Raw genomic sequence first — 20,915 nt, 5'->3', positions numbered from 1 at the left:
ACAACCTGATCGCGCTGATACCCCATCTGTCGGGGACTTGCCAGCGCCCTGAAGCTCAGTTGCGGCCTTCTCCCGGGCTCCGGCCGGTCCGGCGCGAATTGCACACCATGCCGCCGGCTACACCGACACCAAGCACGTACATCCAGCCTTCATGGAAGTCGAAAAGATGGGAATTGAAGAGCGAAGTGAAGACGTTTTGGACAACGACCAGCAACCCAATCCAGTTGGCGAGCGCGTCGCCGCGGAACAGGAGGAGATGCACCGCCCACATGGTATACAGTATGATGATGCCGACAACGCCCCATTGCACGGCCACGTTCAGCATCTGGTTATGAGGATTGCCGATCACCTCGCTTGAGGCCTGGTGGGGGCCCCCGGTCGCAGCCTGCTCGAACAGGCCGCGCGTGGAGCCGGTTCCGTGACCGAAGACCGGCGCCTCGGCAAAGAAACCCAGCGATTTGCGCCAGAACTCGAGCCGAAGTCCGATCGATGTCGGGATGCCCTTGTCCTTGTAGAGCTCGTACTGCACGGAGAATGTTTCAATCGTGTTGTGCAGCGTCGACGAGGTCTTCCATGTCAGCGCGGCGATGGCCGCGAGAGCCGCGAAGATGACCAGGACGCTGCGCCATTTCAAATGCAGCAGCCCGAAGACGGCCAGCATGATCGGTACGGTCACGAGTGCGGTGCGCGAGATCACCACAAAGGCCATGTTGATGAACAAGCTGAGCGCAATGGCCGCCAGTAGCGCAGCCAGCCAGACCCTCTTCTGCTGCAGCAGCTTCACGATCGGATAGGCGAGCCCGACCGCGCATAGCGTGAATTCCTGGCTCTGGTCGATATAGTTCTTCACGAAGATGCCGCGCGAATTGGGTTCATCAGGCGGCTTCAGCGAGAGCGTGGGATGGAAAAACACGAGCCAGGACATCACCGACAGCAGCGCGCACGAAGCCAGAAATGCGATGAACACGAGATGCCCGCGCGACGAACGTTCAAAATGATAGATCAGGACCGGGAGCACAAGCAGCTTCGTCGTCGGGTTCACGGCGTAAAACCGCGCGCCCCAGGGCGCCCCCGACCACAGCGTGCCGACCAGCGCGAGCAGGACCAGCGCGATCGGCAGCGCGCAGATCGGTCGCTTCAGCGACTGCAGGAAGTCCCTGACGTCGAGAAACGGCACCATGCAAGCGAGCATCGCGACATTGAAGATCGCCGCCAGTGACGTCGACCACGGCAGCGAGGCCGCGGTCAGTATGGCAAACAGATCGACCGTCTCGGACCAGGCTGCTGGACTGCGCAGGCGCCGCTGCACCCTCCCCCACACCGAGTCCCGCGCTAGTGCCGTCACTTGCTCTCTCCCCGCGCGCGATGAACCAGGGCGGTCGTGCTGAAGCCCTGGAGAATGTCGACCAGCACCACCGTCCCGCCCGCGGCCTCGACGACCTCATGGCCGACCACCTGCTCGCGGGTGTAATCGCCCCCTTTGATCAGCGCGCTCGGCTTGATGCGGGTGATCAGGTCGATCGGCGTATCTTCATCGAAAATAACGACGAGATCGACGGCTTCGAGCGCCGCCAGCACTTCCGCACGCGCTCGCTCGTCCTGAACGGGGCGGTCGGCGCCCTTCAGCCGCCGTACCGAGGCGTCGCTGTTCAGCCCTACGATCAGGCGGTCGCAGGCGGAGCGCGCCGCTGTCAGGACCTTGACGTGGCCGGGATGCAGGATGTCGAAGCAGCCATTGGTGAAGCCGACGCGCTGGCCTTGCTTCTTCCATTCCGCGAGCTGCGGGTCGAGCGCGCCGGGCTCGAGCACGATCTTCTCCTCGGCCGCGTGATAGGCATGCGGCAATATCTTTCGCTTCAGCTCGGCCGCAGTAACGCTGGCGGTGCCCTGCTTGCCGACGGCGACGGCGGCCGCGGCACTGGCCATGCGCAGCGCCGTGTCCCAGTCCGCGCCGGTGGCGAGCGACACCGCGAGCGCCCCGGCAACGGTGTCGCCGGCGCCGGAGACGTCGCGCACCTTGACCGGAAACGCCGGAACGTGAACGGCCTCGCCGTTGCGCGGCACCAGCGTCATGCCGTGCTCGCCTTGGGTGACCAGGATCGCTTCGCAATCGGCGAGCCGCATCAGGTCCTCGCTGGCATCGACGATGCTCTGCGGCGTGTCGGCGCGACTTCGGGTCGCTTCCGAAAATTCCTTGCGATTGGGCGTGAGCACCGTCGCGCCGCGATAGATCGCCCAGTTTAGGCTTTTGGGATCGACGATCACGGGCTTGCCGAGTTTTCGCGCGGCGTCGATGGTGTGGCGGATGACGCGGGCGGTCAGCACGCCCTTGGCGTAGTCGGACAGCAGCACGATGTCGGCGCGCGCGATCTGCGGCAGGATCGCTTCGATCAGCTTGGTCTCGATCGTATCGGAAGCAGGCTGTGCCTGCTCCCAATCCGCACGCAGCATGTGCGTGGAAAAATGCTCGGAGACGAAACGCACTTTTCGCGTGGTCGGACGCGAGGGATCGCACACCAGCACGCTTTCGATGGCGCCCTGCTCCGCAAGCGTCGAGGCGAGCTGCCTGCCCGCCTCGTCCTCGCCGACGAGGCCGACGAAGATGCAGCGCGCGCCGAGCGCGGCGACGTTGCGCGCGACATTGCCGGCGCCGCCGATATGGATCTCGCTGCGCTGGGCCGCGATGACAGGCGCCGGCGCCTCCGGCGATATCCGCGACACCTCGCCATAGACGAACTCGTCCAGCATGATGTCGCCGATGCACAGCACCGTGCAGCCTGAGATGGCTTGCGCGAGGGCATCGAAATTGAGAATGGGCGTCGGCATGGTGATGGACCTCAGCGGAAGCGGTCGGGCCGGTCGAGATAATCCCCGACATAGGCCTTCACCGCGTCCTCGAGCGTCGTGAAACCGCCATTGTAGCCGGCGCGGTGGAGGCGATCGACCTCACTCTGGGTGAAGTACTGGTAGCTGCCGCGGATCTGCTCGGGCATGTCGATGTATTCGATGTTGGGGCCGGCGCCGAGCGCAGCATAAGCCGCCAACATCAGGTCCCTGAAGCTGCGTGCCTTGCCGGTGCCGACATTGAACAGCCCGGACACCGAGGGCGTTGCCAGCAGCCACATGATCACGCGCACGACGTCGTCGACATAGATGAAATCGCGGCGCTGATCGCCGTCGGCGATGCCCTCGCGATGCGACTTGAACAATTGCACGACGCGGCCCGCTTTGACGTCGTCGAAGCGGCGCGCCAGAACGCTCATCATCGAGCCCTTGTGGTATTCGTTGGGGCCGAACACGTTGAAGAACTTCAGTCCGGCCCATTGCGGCGGCAGCTTCTCGCCGTTCGCAGCGCGCTGGGCGACGGCAAGATCGAACAGGTGCTTGCTCCAGCCGTAGAGGTTCATCGGGCGCAGTTTCTTCAACGCAGCGACCGAGGCATCGTCGTCAAATCCTGCGTCGCCGTCGCCGTAGGTCGCCGCCGAGGAGGCGTAGATCAACGGCACCGCATTCGCCGTGCACCAGTCCAGGAGGCGCATCGACAGGCGGAAGTTGGTCTCGAACACCAGGTCGCCGTCGGTCGCGGTGGTCGCGGAAATCGCCCCGAGATGGATCACGGCGTCAAGCTTGCGGCCCTGCAGCCAGTCCGGCAGCTCAGCCGGCGGCACGATATCCAAAAGCTGCCGCTTGGCGAGGTTGCGCCATTTGCCCTCATTGCCAAGGAAATCGCAGACGACCACGTCGCTGCGCCCGGCCTCGTTCAGCACGGCGACGACATTCGATCCGATAAAACCGGCCCCGCCGGTCACCAGCAACATTCCAAGTTCCCTGCCAGATTCCGCGTGCCCGAAGTTTTGCGGCCCGGTTCTGCCCTAGCGCATGATCCGCCAAAGTGTAAGCGGTTTTGGGATTGCCACTCAGCCGGCTTTACCTGCCGGCCCGGAGCGGCTAACCGAACCGCCACATCAGGTACCCGACTTTATCAACGAATGAACCAAGATTCGCAACTTAGCGGCGAGGCAGATCGGGGCGACAGGCGCCCGATCCTGATCGTCCCCTACATGTGGATCGGCGATTTCGTCCGGAATCACACCGTCGTGCGGGTCCTAAATGAGCGCTGGCCGAACCGGCCGGTCGATCTGCTCACGACCTCCCTGTGCGCGCCCTTGGTCGATTACATGCCGGGCGTGCGCGAAGCGATCGTCTGGGACCTGCCGCGCGGCCGGCTCGCCGCGGGCCGCCAGCTCGGCCTGGCGAAGCTCCTGCGCGAGCGAAACTACGGCACCGCCCTGGTGCTGCCCCGGACCTGGAAGGCCGCCATTGCGCCCGCTTTGGCCGGGATTCCGGAAAGGGTCGGCTTCGTCGGCGAGTTCCGGTTCGGCCTGCTCAATCGCTGGCGCTGGGGCGAAAAGAAGCTGCCCCGCTTCATCGACAAGAACGCCGCCCTCGCCCAGCCCGATCGCGCCCCGCTGCCGGCAGAATGGCCGGTGCCGCAGTTGCGGGTTCAGGCCGAGGACATCCTCCGCTGGCGGCAGGCCAACGGCCTCAGCGCCGGCGCCGCGGTGGCCCTGGCTCCCGGCTCGGTCGGCGTCTCAAAACGCTGGACCTACTATCCCGAGGCTGCCCGCTTGCTCGCCGAGCGCGGCGTTGAGGTCTGGGTTGTCGGCGGCCCCGGGGAAAAGGGCTTCGCCCAGGAGATCGTCGCGGCCGGCGGCCCGGGGGTCCGGGACCTTACCGGCAATGATCTGCGCAACGGCGTGCTGGCCATGGCTGCGGCCGGCGTCGCGATCTCCAATGATTCCGGCCTGATGCACATCGCAGCCGCCCTGGGCACGCCGACCATGGGCATCTTCGGCCCGACCAGCCCCTATCTCTGGGCCCCCCTCAACGGCCTCGCCGCGACCGTGGTGCAGGACAAGAGCGTGCTCTCCTGCCAACCCTGCCAGAGCACGATCTGCAAGATGAACGACCACCGCTGCATGCGAGATATCGCGGCGCAGGACGTGGTCGAGATCGCGAGAGACGTGCTGGCGAGGACGCAGGGACTTGGAAATGTCTGACGGCCGCGCGGCGAAACCCGCCGCATTCCTCGATCGGGATGGCGTCATCAACCGTGACGATGGCTATATCGGCACGCAAGACCGCATCCGCTGGATGCCCAACGTTGCCAGGGCCATTCGCCGCCTCAACGAGGCCGGCTATTGGGTATTCGTCTTCACAAACCAGTCCGGCGTCGCGCGCGGCCTCTTCACTGACGCCGACGTGAACCGGCTGCACGGCTGGATGTGCGCCGAGCTCGCCCGTGACAGCGCGCGGATCGATGACATCCGCTTCTGTCCATACCATCCGCAAGGAACGGTCGCCGGCTATATCGGAGAGCATGATTGGCGCAAGCCCGCACCAGGTATGTTGCGCGATCTCGTCCAGCACTGGCCGGTGCAACTCGACGGCAGCTTCGTAATCGGAGATCAGGCTCGGGACATCGAGGCCGGCAAGGCGCTCGGACTGCCGGGCTTTCTCTTTCCAGGCGGCGACCTCGACGCGTTCGTGACCGAGGTGCTCGCCCGGACCAAACGACCGTAGACCGCGGCGATCCGGCGGGACATCGAGTCGAGAAAGGACGTCAACGGGTGTCGTGCCGGAGTGTATCCCCGGGAGTCGCGCATAATCTGCAATGCCGTCTAATTGCAGTGTCTCGTCTGACGGCTCAAAACAAGTTCGTAAATCCGCATTGCATTGCGCAGGCCGCCAAGCCATTGATTCCGCTGCCCGGCTAGTGCATGGGGATATATTTTCTCCGCTCGCTCAGAGCAGTGGCCGATAGACCTCACCGATCCGGGCTGCCTCGGCATCGAGGCTGAATCGTTCGAGCACCCGTGCCCGCCCGCGCTTGCCCATCGCGATCGCGGCGGCCACGTCACGCATCAGCGGTTCGACCGCTGCAGCCAGCGCGTCCGCATCACCGGTCGGGATCAGCACGCCGGTCACGCCATCCTCGACCACGAGTTCGGCCGCGCCGGCGCGCGCGGCGACCAGCGCGCTGCCGGCCGCCATCGCCTCGATCAATGTCAGGCCAAAACCTTCGTTGCGCGAGGTGAAGGCGTAGATCGTCAGCCGCTGATACCAGCGCTGCACGTCTTCGATCGGCAGCTCGCCAGTGATGACGATGCGCGATTGCAGGCCGGCGGCCTCGATCCGCTTCTTCAGGTCGTCTGCAAAAACGGCTTGCTCGGGTGTGACCTGGCCGACGATGATTGCGGTGAAATCCGGATAGCGCGGCAGCAAGCGGCACATCGCGTCGACGAACACGTCGGTGCCCTTCTGCGCGCGTACCCGGCCGAAGCAGCCGATCGCATAGCGGCCCGGCAACGCGGTTTCCGCGAAGGCAGCAGTGCGGTCGAGCGGCGGCGCATAGATTGCGGTGTCGACGCCATGCGGAATCACCGTCGCCTTCACCTTCAGGAACGAGGCCGAAAGATCCGATGTCGCGATGATCGTGTCCATGCGCCGGATCAGCCAGCGCGTGATCCAGCTATGATGGCGCTGTGCCGCCGAGGTGAAGACGAGCTTGAGCGGCCAGCCGAGCGCGCGCAACAGCACACCCGCGATCATCTCGTTGTTGCGGCGCGCGTGCCAGATCAGCGGCGCCTTGCGGCGCCACAATCTCAGGAGATCGGCACAGTTCAGGCGCGCGATCCCCTCCGGCGCGTCGGAGCCGAACCACGCGGCGCGAAACAGCTTCGCCAGCCGCGGCGCCACCATCCGGTTGGTCGCGGTGACCCCGGAATAGCGCCTGTGCAGATTTGGCACGATCACTTCGAGATCGCTTGGGGAATTCGCCACGCCACGCTCCGTTTCGAAAGTCCCTATACGCAACATTAAGCATAGTGACCAGTTCAGCCGCGCCGATACCCACTCTTCACCACGTAAACGTTAGCTTGGAGCGTTGATCGAAGACGGGTGAGATCATGACTGTGCTTGTCACCGGCGGTGCCGGCTATATCGGAAGCCACACGGTTCTGGCGCTGGCGGAAGCCGGCGAGGACGTCGTCGTGATCGACGATCTCTCGACTGGCTTCTCGGCCTATCTGCCCGAAGGCGTGCCGCTGTTCATTGGCGATGCCGGCGACGAGAACCTGCTCGAAGGCGTGATCGCCCAGCACAACATCGAGAGCATCATCCATTTCGCAGGCTCGGTCGTCGTGCCGGATTCGATGCGCGATCCGCTCGGCTATTACCGCAACAATTTCACGACGGCGCGGAACCTGCTCAACGTCGCGGTCAAGCGCGGCATCGACCGCTTCATCTTCTCCTCGACCGCGGCGGTCTATGGCGATCCGGACCAGGTGCCGGTGCCCGAGCATGCGCCGACGCGGCCACTGTCGCCTTACGGCTCGTCGAAGCTGATGACCGAGATCATGCTGCACGACGTCGCCGCCGCCTACGGCATGCAATACGTGACCCTGCGCTATTTCAACGTTGCGGGTGCCGATCCGCAGGCCCGCATCGGCCTTGCCACCGCTGGCGCCACGCATCTGCTCAAGATCGCGGTGGAAGCCGCGACCGGCCAGCGCGCCAAGATCGACGTGTTCGGCACCGACTATCCGACCCAGGACGGCAGCTGCATCCGCGATTTCATCCACGTCACGGACCTGTCGCAGGCGCATCGCTCGGCGCTCGCTTATTTGCGCAACGGCGGTGCCTCGACGACGCTCAATTGCGGCTATGGCCGCGGCTACTCGGTGCTGGAGACCATCGACGCGGTGCGCCGTGTCTCGGGCCGCAGCTTCGCCGTGCAATACGCCCCGCGCCGGCCCGGCGACATCATGACCATGGTCGCCGACACCAGCCGCATCCGCGGCCTGCTCGACTGGAAGCCGCAATACGACGACCTCGAGACCATCGCAGCGCATGCGCTGGCTTGGGAGGACAAGCTGTTCCGCGAGCGTCACGGCGAGCTCCGCCAGGCCGCCTCGGCCTAGATTCCATCCGAGCGCAAGCCCTTAATTGGGCTTGAAAAGCGCTGGCTTAGCGGGCACAGAGGCCGTTCGATCCCTGACGCGCGGGCAGGCTTATTCCTGTGCCGTCAATGGACTGCGGATGGCTCAGTTTCCAAAGAAAATCACCGACGATCCCTATGCGGCAGCGGTGCTGATTCGCCGCCTGGTCACAGAACAGGGCATCATCTACTGGCGGCGCTACCTCGTCGCCTTCGCGCTGATGGCGCTTGCCGCCGGATCGACCGCGGGCGCGACCTACGTGCTCGGCCAGGTCATCAACCAGGCCTATGTCGACAAGAACATCCCGGGCATCGCGATGTTCTCGGGCATCACCGTGATCCTGCTCTTCATCAAGGGCGTGGCGACCTACGGTCACATGGTGATCCTGACCAAGATCTCCAACGCCATCCTCGCCACCAACCAGCGCCAGCTGTTCGCCAAGTTGATGCGCGAGAGCGTCGGATTCTTCTCCGAGCGGCATTCGTCGGAATTCCTGGCGCGGCTGACGGCCGGCGCCAAGTCCATCACCGATGTCCTCAACCTGCTGGTCAATGCGGTCGGGCGCGACCTCATGATGTTGCTCGCCATGATCGGCGTGATGGTGTGGCAGGATCCGGTGATGTCGTTCATCGGCCTCGTCGCCGTGCCACCGGCGATGCTGGTGCTGCGCAAGCTGGTCAAGCGCATCAAGGGGCTCGCCTACAACCAGTTCACCGGCACCGCCGACATCCTGGAGACGATGCAGGAATCGCTGCAGGGCATCCGCACGGTGAAAGCATTCACGCTCGAAGACACCATGCAGACCCGCATCGACGAGAACATCGCGATCGTCGAGCGCAACGCCAACAAGATGGCCCGCGTCGCCAACCGCTCCAATCCGCTGATGGAGATGCTCGGCGGCTTCGCGGTCGCCGGCTGTTTGCTTTACGGCGGCTATAGCGTAGTCGCCCTCAACGCCACGCCTGGCGCGTTCTTTTCCTTCATGACCGCGTTCCTGATGGCGACCGAGCCGGCCAAGCGGCTGGCGCGGCTCAACATCGACCTCAACAGCCAGCTCGTCGGCGCCCGCATGCTGCTCGAAGTCGTCGACAGCCCCGCGAGCGAGCATTCCGACGACGACAAGCCGGCGCTGAAACTGTCGACTGCCCGCATCGAGCTGCGCGACGTCAGCTTCTCCTATCGCAACGGTGAGACCGTCCTCAACCGCATGAGCTTTGTTGCCGAACCCGGCAAGGTCACTGCGCTGGTCGGCCCCTCCGGCGGCGGCAAATCGACCGTGCTGGGATTGCTACTGCGCTTCTACGAGGTGACGCAAGGCCACATCGTGATCGACGGCCAGTCGATCGGCGCCGTCTCGCGAAAATCGCTGCGGGCTCAGACCGCCTATGTCGGCCAGGACGTCTATCTGTTCCGCGACACCATCCGCAGCAACATCGCGTTCGGCCGCGCCGGCGCGACCGAAGACCAGATCATCGATGCTGCGAAAGCAGCCTGCGCGCATGATTTCATCATGGGCTTCCCGCTCGGCTACGACACGCCCGTCGGCGAGCACGGCACGCAGCTGTCCGGCGGCCAGCGCCAGCGCATCGCGGTTGCGCGCGCGCTGATCAAGAACGCGCCGATCATCCTGCTCGACGAAGCCACCGCCGCGCTCGATTCCGAGTCCGAGCGGCAGGTGCAGGAGGCGATCGAGCATCTCTGCCAGAACCGCACCACCATCGTGATCGCGCACCGCCTGCACACCATCATGCACGCCGATGCGATCCTGGTGGTCGAGGGCGGCGAGATCGTCGAGCAGGGCCGGCATGACGAGTTGCTCCGCCGCGGCGGCCGCTACGCCTCGTTCTTCCGCCTGCAACATCACGACGCCGGTGCTCTGGCGCCGATCAGCGCAACCGCATAGAGTTCCCTTCACCTCAAGAGCAGCGAGATCGCACCATGAACGCCGCCTCCTACGTCATCCCGCTTCCGACCCAGGCTTCGCTTCCCGTCGTCGGGGAAAGCGGCCGTTATCCCGTGCGCCGCATCTGGTGTGTCGGCCGCAACTATCTCGAGCACATCCGCGAGATGGGCAATGACGAGCGCGCCCCGCCGTTCTTCTTCGCCAAGCACGCCGACATGCTGGTGCCCGACGGCGCCACCATTCCCTATCCGCCGCTGACCAAAGATCTCCATCACGAGGTCGAGTTGATCGTCGCGATGAAGAGCGGCGGCCTCAACATTCCCGCCGACAAGGCGCTCGACCATGTCTACGGCTATGCCGTCGGCATCGACCTGACCCGCCGCGACCTGCAGATCGCCTCGCGCAAGAAGGAGCGTCCGTGGGAGGTCGGCAAGTCGTTCGACTATTCGGCGCCCTGCTCCGCGGTGCAGCCGGCATCGAAAATCGGTCACCCCGCCAAGGGCAAGATCTGGCTCACAGTCAACGGCAAGGAAGCGCAGAAGGGCGACCTCACCGAGCTGATCTGGAACGTGCCTGAGATCATCTGGCAGCTCTCGCAGCAGGTGAAGCTCGCCGCCGGCGACATCATCATGACGGGCACGCCGGCCGGCGTGTCGCAGCTCCAGCCCGGCGACAAGCTCGAATGCGGCGTCGACGGCATCGGTACGCTGAAGGTGAGCATCGGTCAGCCGGAATAAGGCCGAGCTCGAGATCACGGGACAGCAAAGCCCCGGGCATCGCGTCCCGGGGCTTTTTTGCGGATTCAAGTTCGTCGCTCGTACGCCCCCGCCGCGTTGATGTCCTTTCCGGTGTAATCGGTCATCATCGCGGTCGCGACCAGCGTCACGACCGCGCAAATCGCGATGTAGATCGCGATCGCGGTCGCCGAGTGGAACGTGCCGTACAGCCAGGTGGCGATCAGCGGTGCGGGGCCGCCGGCGATCACGGATGCGAGCTGATAGCCGAGCGAGGAGCCGCTATAGCGCAGGCGTCCGGTGAAGCTCTCGGCGATCAAGGCGGCTTGCGGTCCATACTGCATGTCGTGCGGAATCAGCGACAGGATGATCGCGAGGAAAATGATGGTCAGCGACCCCGTATTGAGCATGGCGAAATAGACGAAGCCGAAGATGCCCGTCACGGCAGCGCCGAGCATATACATGTTCTTGCGGCCGATCTGATCGGAGATATGTCCGCACAGCGGGATCGACACGAACGACAGCACCGAGGCCGAGAGCACCGCGGTCAGCAGGAAGTCGCGCGATACGTGCAGGGTGCCGATGCCATAGGAGAACACGAACGCCGTGAAGATGTAGAACGGCGCCTGCTCCGACATGCGCGCAAAGGCAGACAGTAGAATCTCCTTCGGGTATTCCCGGATCACCGTGAGCATCGGCGTTCGATCGACCTGGCGTTCGGCCACGAGCTTGGAGAACACCGGGGTTTCGAGAATGCCGAGCCTGATATAGAGGCCCACGCCGACCAGGATGATGCTGAGCGCGAAGGGAATACGCCAGCCCCATGCCAGGAACTGATCACCCGCCATCTGGCTGAACACCAGCACGGCAAGATTGGCGAGGAAAAGCCCGCAGGGCACACCGAACTGCGGCCATGATGCGATCAATCCGCGGGATCGGTCGTTGCGCGCCCATTCCATCGACATCAGTACCGAGCCGCCCCACTCACCACCGACTCCGACGCCCTGAATGAACCGCAGCACGGTCAGGATCACGGCGCCCCAGATACCGATGCTGGCATAGGTCGGCACCACGGCGACCGCAGCGGTCGCCAGTCCCATCAAGAGCAAGGTCGCGATCAGCGTGGATTTACGTCCGATGCGGTCGCCATAATGGCCAAAGATTGCCGCGCCGACGGGCCGCGCGGCGAATCCGACCGCGTAGATCGCAAACGCCTCCAGCGTGCCGACCCAGGGATCGGAGTGAGGAAAGAAGAGCTTTGCGAAAACCAGCCCCGTGACGGTGCTGTAAAGAAAGAAGTCATACCACTCGATCGCGGTCCCGATTGTGGAGGCGATCACGGCGCGGCGAAGCTGGCGCTGATGCTCGGGGGCGGTAAGTCGGGTGGCGTCGAGATCAAGGGTTGCCATGGGAGCGCATCCTCAGATAGGCCCCCGCTTGCGTGGTTTCACCTGTTATTGTTGCTGAAAAAACGACATTGGGTTCCAAGGGTTCCAGCCGAGCTGGAATGAGGGGGTAAAACTTTAGTCGGCCCACAAGCCCGGCGGCACTACCAAGCCTTCACCGGCCGATTGGCGTGGCTTGTCTGCGGCACACCCCGATTGAGCGACATGTGCGAATGCACGCACAGCCAACCATCGCCATGTCTTGAAAACACCATCGTGGCCCGGCCGGGACGTGGAAACGCGCTGCCGTCGGGATGATAGCCCGTGCTCGTCCACGGCACGATCACGGTCGCTATCGTGTCATCGGACGATGCCAGGACCGACGCCTGGTTGATGACGAAACGGAAGTCGGACGTCTTCGGCCACACGTTGTCCCATTGCGTGGTGACCCATTGGTCGAGGCCGGGAATGACGTCATTGTGCGTGCCGAAGGCCAGCACTTCCGGATGGAAAAGCGGCCGCGCCGAAGCATAGTCGACCTCGCGGACATAGCCCGCGAAGGTCTCCAGCCAGTGCTGAAAGAACTGCGTGATCACGGTATTCGCGGTCGGCAAAGAGACCATCGTCTGCTCCATGTTCGCAACTCAATCGCGGCAATCTTTGTTGCCATGAGGCGAACCGTCCAGCAAGATATGTGGAGAGCACCGGTGGAGATCGATCGACCAGCCGGGCCGATTTCATGGAGCCAGACTCATGAGACGCCTTCTCCTGCTTGCAGCCACGCTTATCGTCTCGTGCAACGTTGCCAGCGCGCAGTCCGTTCAGCCCTATGCCGGTCTTGAGCATCGCCCCATCAAGGCGCTGTCGCAGCAGCAGATCGATGATCTGCGAGTCGGACGTGGCATGGGCCTGGCACTTGCCGCCGAGCTCAATGGATATCCCGGTCCGAGCCATGTTCTCGACTTCGGTGATCGGCTTGATTTGACCGCGGATCAGCGCATCCAGGTTCAGCGCCTCTTCGATGCCATGAAGCAAGAGGCGGTCCCGCTAGGTAACAAGCTGGTCGAGCAGGAAACGGAGTTGGACCGCCTCTTCTCCGCCCGCGTCGTGACATCGGAGTCACTCAAGGCAGCCCTCGTGGCCATTTCGGAAACCCAGGCACTGCTCCGCGAAAGCCACCTCAAATATCATCTGTCGACAACTGCCTTGCTCGATCAGAGCCAAATGCAGCGATACGCGGAGCTGCGCGGTTACCAACGCCCTGATGGCTCCGAAGAACACAAGCACCGTCACTAAAGGCGATCACCGCAACGCCGACAGCACGATGAGACCGAGGATCAGCGCCGTCAGCGAATATTTGAGCGTGTAGTAGACGTTGCGATTCCATTCCTTGACCTTGCGGCTCGCAAGATGGATCTCGTAGAGCTTGCCGAACACCTTGTTGAGCAGGCCGACGCTCTCGCCGTCGACGTTCTGGGTTGCAGAGGCCTTGACGATGTGGTGGCTGACCCAACGGTTGATCGCGGTCATGAAGCCGTATTTCATCGGACGCTCGACGTCGCAGAACAGGATGATGCGGTTGACGTCGGTGGCATTCTCGGCGCTGTGGATGAAGGTCTCGTCGAACATAAAGGCCTCGCCGTCGCGCCAGACGCATTCGACGCCGTCGACCAGGATGCGGCACTTGTTCGAGTTCGGCGTGACAAGACCGAGGTGGTAGCGCAGCGAACCGGCGAAGGGATCGCGGTGGGCGCCGAGCTTGCCGCCCGGCGGCAGCATCGCAAACATCGCACCATGCACGCTCGGAATGGAGTTGAGCAGCTCCGCCGTCTTCGGGCACAGCGTGCGCGCCGAGGGCAGGAAGTCATCGTACCATTTCAGGTAAAAGCGTTTCCAGCCGCTCTTGAAGAACGAATAGAAGCCCCAATCGTTGTTCTTCGCCGCCGCGCGAATGAAGCCTTCGTCGAACAGGCGAACGGCCTCGTCGCGAATGGTCTCCCAATTTTCGCTGAGGGCTTTCAGCTCCGGAAACTGCTCCACCGGGATCACCGGCTTGTTCGGCACCGCCGAGCCCGCGTACATCAGCACATTGTAAGGCGCGAGATAGGTGGAGTGGTCCCCGAGCTGGCGCGCTAAGCGCAGTCGCTGCTTGCCGCGGAAATGAACGTAGATCGTCGATGCCGCCAGCACATAGAGAATGACGAGTTGCGGCGCAAAAAGCTGTTTTAACATCTCCCCCGTTCCCCAGTGATTCAACCGGGGACGTCATCTATCCCGACGCGGCCCGAGCAGCAAGATATTCGCCGGTGGGTTGCAATCACGCTCCGGAGATCAGGGCTGGGAACTTGAGGCCGAACCGAGCCGAATCAGGCCCGTGACAGGGCCTGGAGGCCCTTGAAGGTCAGGCGCTTGGGGTCGGTGACGCCGGCAAGATACAGGCGGCGGATGAACGCGATGACGGCGTCGCGGTCGCAATCGGTCAACGCGACGACGGCGTCGACCGCGATTCTCTGGGCTTCCATTGCGCTCACCTCGGCCTTGCAAGTAACCCCGGCCGAGACAGGCTAGGACTCCGCGGTTAATCCGGCGTTAACCGTTCGGGCAACATGGCCGATTCACCCGACCCGCCGTATACGCAAAACAACGCATTGCCCGTGTGCGCAGCGGCTCACCGGGCACTGATGCCCTTCTTGAGCTGAGCAAACTGCTTCTTCAGCCGCGGCACCGCAAAGTCCGTGAAGGTCCGCACCTTCGGCACCGAGAGCCGGCCCTGCGGACAGATCAAATGCGCGGGCATCTCGGGATCCTCGTCGCCGGTCAGGACGATCTCAAGTTCGCCGCGCGCGACCTGCTCACCCACCTGGTACGAATACATTCGCGCCACACCGCGGCCGGCGACGGCCGAGGCCACCGCCGCATAGGTGCTGTTGACGACGAGCCGCGGCGTGAACTGCACCGTGCGGGCGGCCGACGACCCGGCCTGCGGTGCAAAGGTCCAGGAATTGGGAAGGTGCGCCATCGCGACGATCTGGTGCTTGGCGAGGTCGCCGGGCTCGGTAATGCGCGGATGCTGCTTCAGATAGCGCGGTGATGCTACCACGACGCGGCTGATCTCACCGACCCGCATCGCGACCATTGCCGAATCCGCGAGATGACCGATACGAAGCGCGACGTCGACCCCCTCCTCGATCAGATTGACCGCGCGATCGAACAGCAGGAGTTTTGCCGAGACGGTCGGATAGGCGTCGAGAAACGCATCGAGGATCGGCCGCAGCACCATCTCACCCGACACCACAGGCGCAGTGATCGTGAGCAGGCCGCGGGGGGCCGTGCGCGGCCCGGCCACGATGTCGTCGGCCTCCTCCAACTCGGTGAGCACGCGGCGACAGACCGCGACATAGCGCTCGCCCTCCTCGCTCAGCTTGATGGAGCGTGTGGTCCGGTGCAGCAGCTCGGCACCGACCCGCTGCTCCAGGAAAGCAATGGCGCGGCTGACTGCCGCCGGCGAACGGCCGAGCTTGCGGCCCGCGGCCGCGAGGCTGCCCTCGTCCACCGCAAGGACAAACACCTTCATCGCATCCAGACGATCCATACGTTTCCCGCCAGCCCATCGAGCTCCGACTGCAAGCTAGGCGTTCGCTCCCGCTGCGACAACCACCGACGGGGGCCGGTCCGGCATTCGTTCGCGCCGCGAAAGAGTGTCTGCCGGACAGCGCGTATTCGCAGCCGGCCCGCTGCGGCGTACCTCATCGACTAAGCCAGCCGCTGCTGGCGCAGGTTCTGAAAGCCAACAACAGGAGCCCATCATGGGTATCGAACAGAAGGTTGCCATCATCACCGGTGCTTCGCAGGGCATCGGTGCCGCCCTGGTCCAGGGTTTTCGCGATCGCAACTATCGCGTCGTCGCGACGGCGCGCTCCATTAAGCCGTCGGGCGATGAAGATGTCCTCACCATTGCCGGCGACATCGCCGACCGGAAGACCGCCGAGCGCGTGGTCTCGCAAGCCGTCGCCCGCTTCGGCCGCGTCGACACGCTGGTCAACAACGCCGGTATCTTCGTCGCAAAGCCGTTCACGCAGTATACGGCGGAGGACTATGCAGCGGTGATGGGCACCAACGTCGCTGGTTTCTTCCACGTCACGCAGCTTGGCATCGCCGAGATGGAAAAGCAGGGGTCCGGCCATGTCGTCCAGATCACGACGACGCTGGTCGACCAGGCCAATTCGAACGTGCCCTCGGTGCTGGCCTCGCTGAGCAAGGGTGGGTTGAGCGCCGCGACGAAGTCACTGGCGATCGAATATGCCAAGCGTGGTATCCGCGTGAACGCGGTGTCGCCCGGCATCATCAAGTCGCCGATGCATCCCGTCGCGACGCACGCCCAGCTCGATGCGCTGCATCCCGTCGGCCATATGGGCGAGATGTCCGACATCGTCGATGCCGTGCTCTATCTCGAGGGCGCCTCCTTCGTCACCGGCGAAATCCTGCATGTCGACGGCGGCCAGAGCGCCGGCCACTGAACGCTGGCGCCTTCGCGCAGGAGGACGATATGACAGACGCAGATGCCAAGCAGCAAGTCCACCCCCGATCGCATCAGCGGTCCGGTTCGACATCACAGACTTGCTCACAGCAAACCTGGCGATATGCGGTAGCAGGATTGTCCGCATCGCTGGTCGGGCTTGGCCTCGCGCGCTTTTCCTACACGCCGCTGATCCCGGCCCTGATCGCCGCAAAATGGTTCGACCCGTCCGACGTCGTCTATCTCGGTGCAGCGAACCTGGTCGGCTATCTTGCCGGCGCGCTCGCGGCGCGGACCGTGGCCGCGCGCATCGGCGCCGTTCGCGGCTTGCGGGCGATGATGTTGCTTGCGACCCTCTCCTTTTTTGCCAGCTCGACCCCGGTGTCGTTCACCTGGTTCTTCGCCTGGCGCTTCCTGTCGGGGCTCACCGGCGGAATTATCATGGTACTGGCGGCCTCCGTCATTCTGCCGCATATCTCGGCCGCGAGGCGCGGCATCGTCGGCGGCGTGATCTTTGCGGGCGTCGGGCTCGGTGTCGCCGCATCCGGCACGCTGGTGCCGCTGTTGCTGCAGCAAGGCTTGCAACAGAGTTGGTATGGTCTTGGCGTGCTCGCGGGCACGCTCACGCTGATGAGCTGGTGGAACTGGCCCGCTGAGGCCAAGGCCGATACCGTGTCATCGCAGCGGGCGAAGCACGCTTCGCCCGCTGCTCGCGGCTTGCTCGTCCAATACGGCCTCAACGCGGTGGCGCTGGTGCCGCACATGGTCTTCATCGTCGATTTCGTCGCGCGCGGCCTCGGCCAGGGTATTGTTGCGGGATCGCACTACTGGGTGCTCTATGGCCTTGGCGCAATCGTCGGCCCGCTGGTCACCGGTCATCTCGGGGACCGCGCTGGGTTTGGACCGGCGCTGCGCGCCGCCTTCCTGATCGAAGCGGCCGCCGTGTTGCTCCCGACCGTCAGTACCGCGCCTCTCCCGCTAATCGTATCGAGCGTGGTGGTCGGCGGCTTCACACCTGGCATCGTACCGCTCGTGCTCGGACGCATCCATGAGCTGGTCCCACATTCTGCCGAGCAGCAGCGCACGACATGGAGCCATGCCACGACCAGCTTTGCGCTGTTCCAGGCGGCCGCGGCCTACGGCTTCTCCTGGATCTACGCACAGACCGGCGGCGATTATCTCGTCTTGTTCGCGCTGGGCGCCGGCGCCGTGGTGCTCGCACTCGCAATTGATCTCGCCCTGCCGCTTGCCACGCGCAAGGCTTAGAACGCCGCGGTCGTCGCGATCAGGAATATTGCATCACGCCGTCGTCGATCCGGCCGAACCGCAAGGAGACGATGTCGAGCGCGTAGTTTTGGTAGAGCCGCCACGGCCGCTTCGAGCCTTGCTTCGGCATCTTTGCGACCGAGCGCTGCACATAACCCGAGGTGAAATCGAGCGACGGCTGCGCCGTGATCGTGGGATCGTCATTATGCGGCATGCACTGCCGGAAATTGTGCCGGTCCATGTAGTTGATGAGCCGACAGACATATTCGCAGGTGAGGTCGCATTTCAGCGTCCATGATGCGTTGGTGTAGCCGAACGCGGAGGCCATGTTGGGCACGTCGGCATACATCATGCCCTTGTAGGTCAGCGTGTTGGCAAAATCGACGACGCGGCCGTCGACATTAACCTCCAACCCGCCGACCACCTGGAGCACCAGCCCCGTCGCGGTCACGATGATGTCCGCCGCAAGCTCGCTGCCGTCCTTCAGGCGGATACCGTCGTGCGTAAACCTGTCGATCTCTTTGGTGACCACCGAGGCGCGCTTCTCGCGGATCGCCTTGAACAGATCGCCATCCGGCACGAGGCAGAGCCGCTGGTCCCACGGATTGTAGCGCGGCGTGAAGTGGGTCGCGACGTCGTAGTCGGGGCCGAGCGCCATCTGCACGCCCTTGAGAACCAGATCCTTCACTTTCGCAGGGCGGCGCCGACTGAGCTGGAAGAAGAACATCCCCCACATCACGTTGCGCCAGCGGATCAGGTGATAGGCAAGCCGCGTCGGGAGATTGCGCCGCAATTTGTTGGCGACGGGATCCTGCGCCGGGCGCGACACTACATAGGTCGGCGAGCGTTGGAGCATGGTGATCTGCGCGGCCGACTTGGCGAGCTCCGGCACCAGCGTCACCGCGGTCGCGCCCGAGCCGATCACGACGACCCGCTTGCCGGCGCAGTCGATGTCGTCGGTCCACTTCTGCGGATGCACGATGCGGCCGGCGAAATCCGCAACGCCCGGAAACTCCGGCGTGTAGCCCGCCTCGTATTTGTAGTAGCCCGAGCACAGGAACAGGAAATTGCAGGTGAAGCGCACGGTTTGTGCCGTGCCCTCGCTGGTGATGCGCTCGGCCTCGACGGTCCAGCGCGCCTCACTCGTCGACCACGCCGCACGCTTGACCCGATGGTGAAAGCGGATGTGCTTCTCGATGCCGTTCTCGGCTGCGGTTTCGCGAACGTAGCTAAGAATTTGCGCGCCGTCGGCGATCGCCTTCGGATCGGTCCAGGGCTTGAAGGAATAGCCGAGCGTGAACATGTCGCTGTCGGAGCGGACGCCGGGATAGCGAAACAGGTCCCAGGTGCCGCCGATACAGTCGCGTCCTTCAAGGATGACGTAGCTCTTGGTCGGACATTTGGTCTGAAGATGATAGCCCGCGCCGATCCCGGACAGGCCGGCACCGACGATCAGCACGTCGAAATGGTCTTGAGCCATTGTTTCCTCCGCTGCCAAGGATTGTCTGACCGGGATCATTGCTCGTCAACGGCAATCGGCCTGACACAACCTCGGGGAGACGCGTGCGTCACGCTCAAGACAACAAAGCCCCGGATCGCTCCGGGGCTTTGCATCGAAAATAGATACGATCAGCGGATCAGTAGCGGTAATGGTCCGACTTGTACGGACCTTCCTGCTTGACACCGATGTAATCGGCCTGGTCCTTGCGCAGTTCGGTGAGCTTGACGCCGATCTTGGCGAGGTGCAGGCGCGCGACTTTTTCGTCGAGGGACTTCGGCAGCACGTAGACTTCCTTCTTGTACTTGCCGTCCTTGTTGTTGGCGAAAAGCTCGATCTGCGCCAGCGTCTGGTTGGTGAAGGAGGCCGACATCACGAAGGACGGATGGCCCATCGCGTTGCCGAGGTTCACGAGGCGGCCTTCCGACAGCATGATGATGCGGTGTTTGTCGGGGAACTCGATCTCGTCGACCTGCGGCTTGATGTTGGTCCATTTCAGGTTACGCAGACCCGCGATCTGGATCTCGTTGTCGAAGTGACCGATGTTGCAGACGATGGCGCGATCCTTCATCGCGCGCATGTGCTCGATCGTGATGATGTCCTTGTTGCCGGTCGCGGTGACGAAGATGTCGGCGCGGGGCGCGGCGTCTTCCATGGTCACGACTTCATAGCCTTCCATCGCCGCCTGCAGCGCGCAGATCGGATCGACTTCGGAGATCATGACGCGGCAGCCGGCCTGGCGCAGCGAGGCGGCCGAACCCTTGCCGACGTCGCCGAAGCCCGCGACCATCGCAACCTTGCCGGACATCATCACGTCGGTGCCGCGGCGAATGCCGTCGACCAGCGATTCACGGCAGCCATAGAGGTTGTCGAACTTCGATTTGGTGACGCTGTCGTTGACGTTGATGGCGGGCCATAGCAACGTGCCGGCCTTCTGCATGTCGTAGAGACGATGCACGCCCGTGGTGGTTTCTTCGGAAACGCCCTTGATGCTCTTGGCGATCTCGGCGAAGTAGCCCTTCGGCTTCTCCTTGAGCTGCTTCTTCAGAAGCGCGAAGAAGACTTCCTCTTCTTCCGAACCCGGCTTGTCCAGGAACTTGGTGTCGCCGTTCTCGGCGCGCAGGCCGAGATGGACGTACATGGTGGCGTCGCCGCCGTCGTCGAGGATCATGTTCGGGTGACCGCCGCCGTGCCAGTCGAACAGCTTGGCGGTGTAGTCCCAGTACTCGGTAAGGCTCTCACCCTTGACGGCGAACACCGGAATGCCGGCGGCTGCGATCGCCGCCGCGGCGTGGTCCTGCGTCGAATAGATGTTGCAGGAGACCCAGCGGATGTCGGCGCCGAGCGCGGCCAGCGTCTCGATCAGCACGCCGGTCTGGATCGTCATGTGCAGCGAGCCGGCGATACGCGCGCCCTTCAGCGGCTGCTTCGGGCCGTACTCCTCGCGGGTGGCCATCAGGCCGGGCATCTCGGTCTCGGCGAGCGAGAGCTCCTTGCGGCCGAAATCGGCCAGCGAAATGTCCTTGACGATGTAATCGGTGAAGCCGGGCTTCGCGTTCATTGCGGGCGTCCTGTTGTTGAATTGGTCATCCCGGGTCACCCTGGAGGGGCGA

General features: G+C 63.8%; 19 protein-coding genes. 8 read left to right on the top strand and 11 right to left on the bottom strand.

Annotated elements, in window-relative coordinates; all coding sequences use genetic code 11:
* Positions 1-55 precede the first annotated feature (55 nt).
* The 3 genes from ACFQX9_RS38245 to rfaD are packed head-to-tail and all read right to left on the bottom strand — an operon-like array spanning position 56 to position 3,818.
* Positions 56-1,345: an O-antigen ligase family protein gene (locus ACFQX9_RS38245; RefSeq protein WP_377792129.1), complete on the bottom strand. Its 1,290-nt coding sequence runs from the start codon at positions 1,343-1,345 to the stop codon at positions 56-58.
* A complete protein-coding gene (gene rfaE1, locus ACFQX9_RS38240) occupies positions 1,342-2,814 on the bottom strand; it encodes a D-glycero-beta-D-manno-heptose-7-phosphate kinase (protein ID WP_377792175.1) in 1,473 nt (490 codons plus the stop codon). Before rfaE1 ends, ACFQX9_RS38245 begins: the two co-directional genes overlap by 4 nt.
* Before the next feature lie 23 nt (positions 2,815-2,837).
* Positions 2,838-3,818 (bottom strand): ADP-glyceromanno-heptose 6-epimerase, encoded by a 981-nt coding sequence (rfaD, locus tag ACFQX9_RS38235; RefSeq protein ID WP_377792128.1) that lies wholly within the window; start codon positions 3,816-3,818, stop codon positions 2,838-2,840.
* 171 nt (positions 3,819-3,989) lie between these two features.
* Here rfaD and waaF point away from each other — a divergent pair, with 171 nt between their 5' ends.
* Both waaF and ACFQX9_RS38225 read left to right on the top strand, forming a co-directional pair.
* Positions 3,990-5,060: a lipopolysaccharide heptosyltransferase II gene (waaF, locus tag ACFQX9_RS38230; RefSeq protein ID WP_377792127.1), complete on the top strand. Its 1,071-nt coding sequence runs from the start codon at positions 3,990-3,992 to the stop codon at positions 5,058-5,060.
* Positions 5,053-5,583 (top strand): HAD-IIIA family hydrolase, encoded by a 531-nt coding sequence (locus tag ACFQX9_RS38225; RefSeq protein WP_085383341.1) that lies wholly within the window; start codon positions 5,053-5,055, stop codon positions 5,581-5,583. The genes waaF and ACFQX9_RS38225 overlap by 8 nt, the downstream gene beginning before the upstream one ends.
* Before the next feature lie 222 nt (positions 5,584-5,805).
* On the opposite strand, the gene ACFQX9_RS38220 is transcribed toward ACFQX9_RS38225, so the two are convergent.
* Entirely contained in the window at positions 5,806-6,843 is a 1,038-nt protein-coding gene (locus tag ACFQX9_RS38220; RefSeq protein ID WP_377792126.1) for a glycosyltransferase family 4 protein, read from the bottom strand.
* Positions 6,844-6,968: 125 nt separating this feature from the next.
* On the opposite strand from ACFQX9_RS38220, the gene galE reads away from it, so the two are divergent.
* The 3 genes from galE to ACFQX9_RS38205 all read left to right on the top strand — a co-directional run bounded on the left by galE (position 6,969) and on the right by ACFQX9_RS38205 (position 10,640).
* Complete coding sequence (gene galE, locus ACFQX9_RS38215) at positions 6,969-7,982, top strand: UDP-glucose 4-epimerase GalE (RefSeq protein ID WP_085348707.1); 1,014 nt, start codon at positions 6,969-6,971, stop codon at positions 7,980-7,982.
* Between the two features lie 118 nt (positions 7,983-8,100).
* Entirely contained in the window at positions 8,101-9,903 is a 1,803-nt protein-coding gene (locus ACFQX9_RS38210) for an ABC transporter ATP-binding protein (RefSeq protein ID WP_377792125.1), read from the top strand.
* Positions 9,904-9,938: 35 nt separating this feature from the next.
* The gene (locus ACFQX9_RS38205) at positions 9,939-10,640 is read left to right on the top strand and encodes a fumarylacetoacetate hydrolase family protein (RefSeq protein WP_377792124.1); all 702 of its coding nucleotides are present in this window, start codon (positions 9,939-9,941) and stop codon (positions 10,638-10,640) included.
* Positions 10,641-10,705: 65 nt separating this feature from the next.
* On the opposite strand, the gene ACFQX9_RS38200 is transcribed toward ACFQX9_RS38205, so the two are convergent.
* Both ACFQX9_RS38200 and ACFQX9_RS38195 read right to left on the bottom strand, forming a co-directional pair.
* Positions 10,706-12,046, bottom strand: a complete 1,341-nt coding sequence (locus tag ACFQX9_RS38200; RefSeq protein ID WP_247378041.1) for an MFS transporter — start codon at positions 12,044-12,046, stop codon at positions 10,706-10,708.
* A 140-nt stretch (positions 12,047-12,186) separates the two neighbouring features.
* Positions 12,187-12,645: a nuclear transport factor 2 family protein gene (locus ACFQX9_RS38195; RefSeq protein WP_247386291.1), complete on the bottom strand. Its 459-nt coding sequence runs from the start codon at positions 12,643-12,645 to the stop codon at positions 12,187-12,189.
* A gap of 130 nt (positions 12,646-12,775) precedes the next feature.
* Here ACFQX9_RS38195 and ACFQX9_RS38190 point away from each other — a divergent pair, with 130 nt between their 5' ends.
* Complete coding sequence (locus ACFQX9_RS38190) at positions 12,776-13,318, top strand: Spy/CpxP family protein refolding chaperone (protein WP_247453175.1); 543 nt, start codon at positions 12,776-12,778, stop codon at positions 13,316-13,318.
* 6 nt (positions 13,319-13,324) lie between these two features.
* On the opposite strand, the gene ACFQX9_RS38185 is transcribed toward ACFQX9_RS38190, so the two are convergent.
* The 3 genes from ACFQX9_RS38185 to ACFQX9_RS38175 all read right to left on the bottom strand — a co-directional run bounded on the left by ACFQX9_RS38185 (position 13,325) and on the right by ACFQX9_RS38175 (position 15,614).
* Positions 13,325-14,254 carry an aspartyl/asparaginyl beta-hydroxylase domain-containing protein gene (locus tag ACFQX9_RS38185; RefSeq protein WP_377792123.1) on the bottom strand — a complete coding sequence of 310 codons (930 nt, stop codon included), beginning with the start codon at positions 14,252-14,254 and terminating at the stop codon, positions 13,325-13,327.
* 134 nt (positions 14,255-14,388) lie between these two features.
* Entirely contained in the window at positions 14,389-14,544 is a 156-nt protein-coding gene (locus ACFQX9_RS38180; RefSeq protein ID WP_007612486.1) for a hypothetical protein, read from the bottom strand.
* A gap of 146 nt (positions 14,545-14,690) precedes the next feature.
* On the bottom strand, positions 14,691-15,614 hold the full coding sequence (locus ACFQX9_RS38175; RefSeq protein ID WP_377792122.1) for a LysR family transcriptional regulator: 924 nt from the start codon (positions 15,612-15,614) through the stop codon (positions 14,691-14,693).
* 214 nt (positions 15,615-15,828) lie between these two features.
* Between ACFQX9_RS38175 and ACFQX9_RS38170 the strand changes: the two genes are divergently transcribed.
* Together ACFQX9_RS38170 and ACFQX9_RS38165 are read left to right on the top strand one after the other, a co-directional pair.
* Positions 15,829-16,539, top strand: a complete 711-nt coding sequence (locus ACFQX9_RS38170; protein ID WP_085394527.1) for an SDR family NAD(P)-dependent oxidoreductase — start codon at positions 15,829-15,831, stop codon at positions 16,537-16,539.
* A gap of 29 nt (positions 16,540-16,568) precedes the next feature.
* Positions 16,569-17,804: an MFS transporter gene (locus ACFQX9_RS38165; protein WP_377792121.1), complete on the top strand. Its 1,236-nt coding sequence runs from the start codon at positions 16,569-16,571 to the stop codon at positions 17,802-17,804.
* A gap of 19 nt (positions 17,805-17,823) precedes the next feature.
* On the opposite strand, the gene ACFQX9_RS38160 is transcribed toward ACFQX9_RS38165, so the two are convergent.
* Together ACFQX9_RS38160 and ahcY are read right to left on the bottom strand one after the other, a co-directional pair.
* On the bottom strand, positions 17,824-19,284 hold the full coding sequence (locus ACFQX9_RS38160; protein ID WP_377792120.1) for a flavin-containing monooxygenase: 1,461 nt from the start codon (positions 19,282-19,284) through the stop codon (positions 17,824-17,826).
* A gap of 157 nt (positions 19,285-19,441) precedes the next feature.
* On the bottom strand, positions 19,442-20,863 hold the full coding sequence (gene ahcY / locus ACFQX9_RS38155) for an adenosylhomocysteinase (RefSeq protein WP_377792119.1): 1,422 nt from the start codon (positions 20,861-20,863) through the stop codon (positions 19,442-19,444).
* Between the last annotated feature and the right edge of the window lie 52 nt (positions 20,864-20,915).

It is taken from the genome of Bradyrhizobium sp. GCM10028915 (assembly GCF_042666195.1).
Taxonomy (GTDB): domain Bacteria; phylum Pseudomonadota; class Alphaproteobacteria; order Rhizobiales; family Xanthobacteraceae; genus Bradyrhizobium; species Bradyrhizobium canariense_D.
The sequence above is the reverse complement of the archived record's forward strand: the minus strand, read 5'-3'. Positions and strand labels throughout refer to the sequence as shown.

Coding starts and splice junctions, on each gene's coding strand:
- rfaD (WP_377792128.1), bottom strand. CDS start 3,818: ATGTTGCTGGTGACCGGCGGGGCCGGTTTTATCGGATCGAATGTCGTC.
- waaF (WP_377792127.1), top strand. CDS start 3,990: ATGAACCAAGATTCGCAACTTAGCGGCGAGGCAGATCGGGGCGACAGG.
- ACFQX9_RS38225 (WP_085383341.1), top strand. CDS start 5,053: ATGTCTGACGGCCGCGCGGCGAAACCCGCCGCATTCCTCGATCGGGAT.
- galE (WP_085348707.1), top strand. CDS start 6,969: ATGACTGTGCTTGTCACCGGCGGTGCCGGCTATATCGGAAGCCACACG.
- ACFQX9_RS38210 (WP_377792125.1), top strand. CDS start 8,101: ATGGCTCAGTTTCCAAAGAAAATCACCGACGATCCCTATGCGGCAGCG.
- ACFQX9_RS38205 (WP_377792124.1), top strand. CDS start 9,939: ATGAACGCCGCCTCCTACGTCATCCCGCTTCCGACCCAGGCTTCGCTT.
- ACFQX9_RS38200 (WP_247378041.1), bottom strand. CDS start 12,046: ATGGCAACCCTTGATCTCGACGCCACCCGACTTACCGCCCCCGAGCAT.
- ACFQX9_RS38195 (WP_247386291.1), bottom strand. CDS start 12,645: ATGGTCTCTTTGCCGACCGCGAATACCGTGATCACGCAGTTCTTTCAG.
- ACFQX9_RS38190 (WP_247453175.1), top strand. CDS start 12,776: ATGAGACGCCTTCTCCTGCTTGCAGCCACGCTTATCGTCTCGTGCAAC.
- ACFQX9_RS38185 (WP_377792123.1), bottom strand. CDS start 14,254: ATGTTAAAACAGCTTTTTGCGCCGCAACTCGTCATTCTCTATGTGCTG.
- ACFQX9_RS38180 (WP_007612486.1), bottom strand. CDS start 14,544: ATGGAAGCCCAGAGAATCGCGGTCGACGCCGTCGTCGCGTTGACCGAT.
- ACFQX9_RS38175 (WP_377792122.1), bottom strand. CDS start 15,614: ATGGATCGTCTGGATGCGATGAAGGTGTTTGTCCTTGCGGTGGACGAG.
- ACFQX9_RS38170 (WP_085394527.1), top strand. CDS start 15,829: ATGGGTATCGAACAGAAGGTTGCCATCATCACCGGTGCTTCGCAGGGC.
- ACFQX9_RS38165 (WP_377792121.1), top strand. CDS start 16,569: ATGACAGACGCAGATGCCAAGCAGCAAGTCCACCCCCGATCGCATCAG.
- ACFQX9_RS38160 (WP_377792120.1), bottom strand. CDS start 19,284: ATGGCTCAAGACCATTTCGACGTGCTGATCGTCGGTGCCGGCCTGTCC.
- ahcY (WP_377792119.1), bottom strand. CDS start 20,863: ATGAACGCGAAGCCCGGCTTCACCGATTACATCGTCAAGGACATTTCG.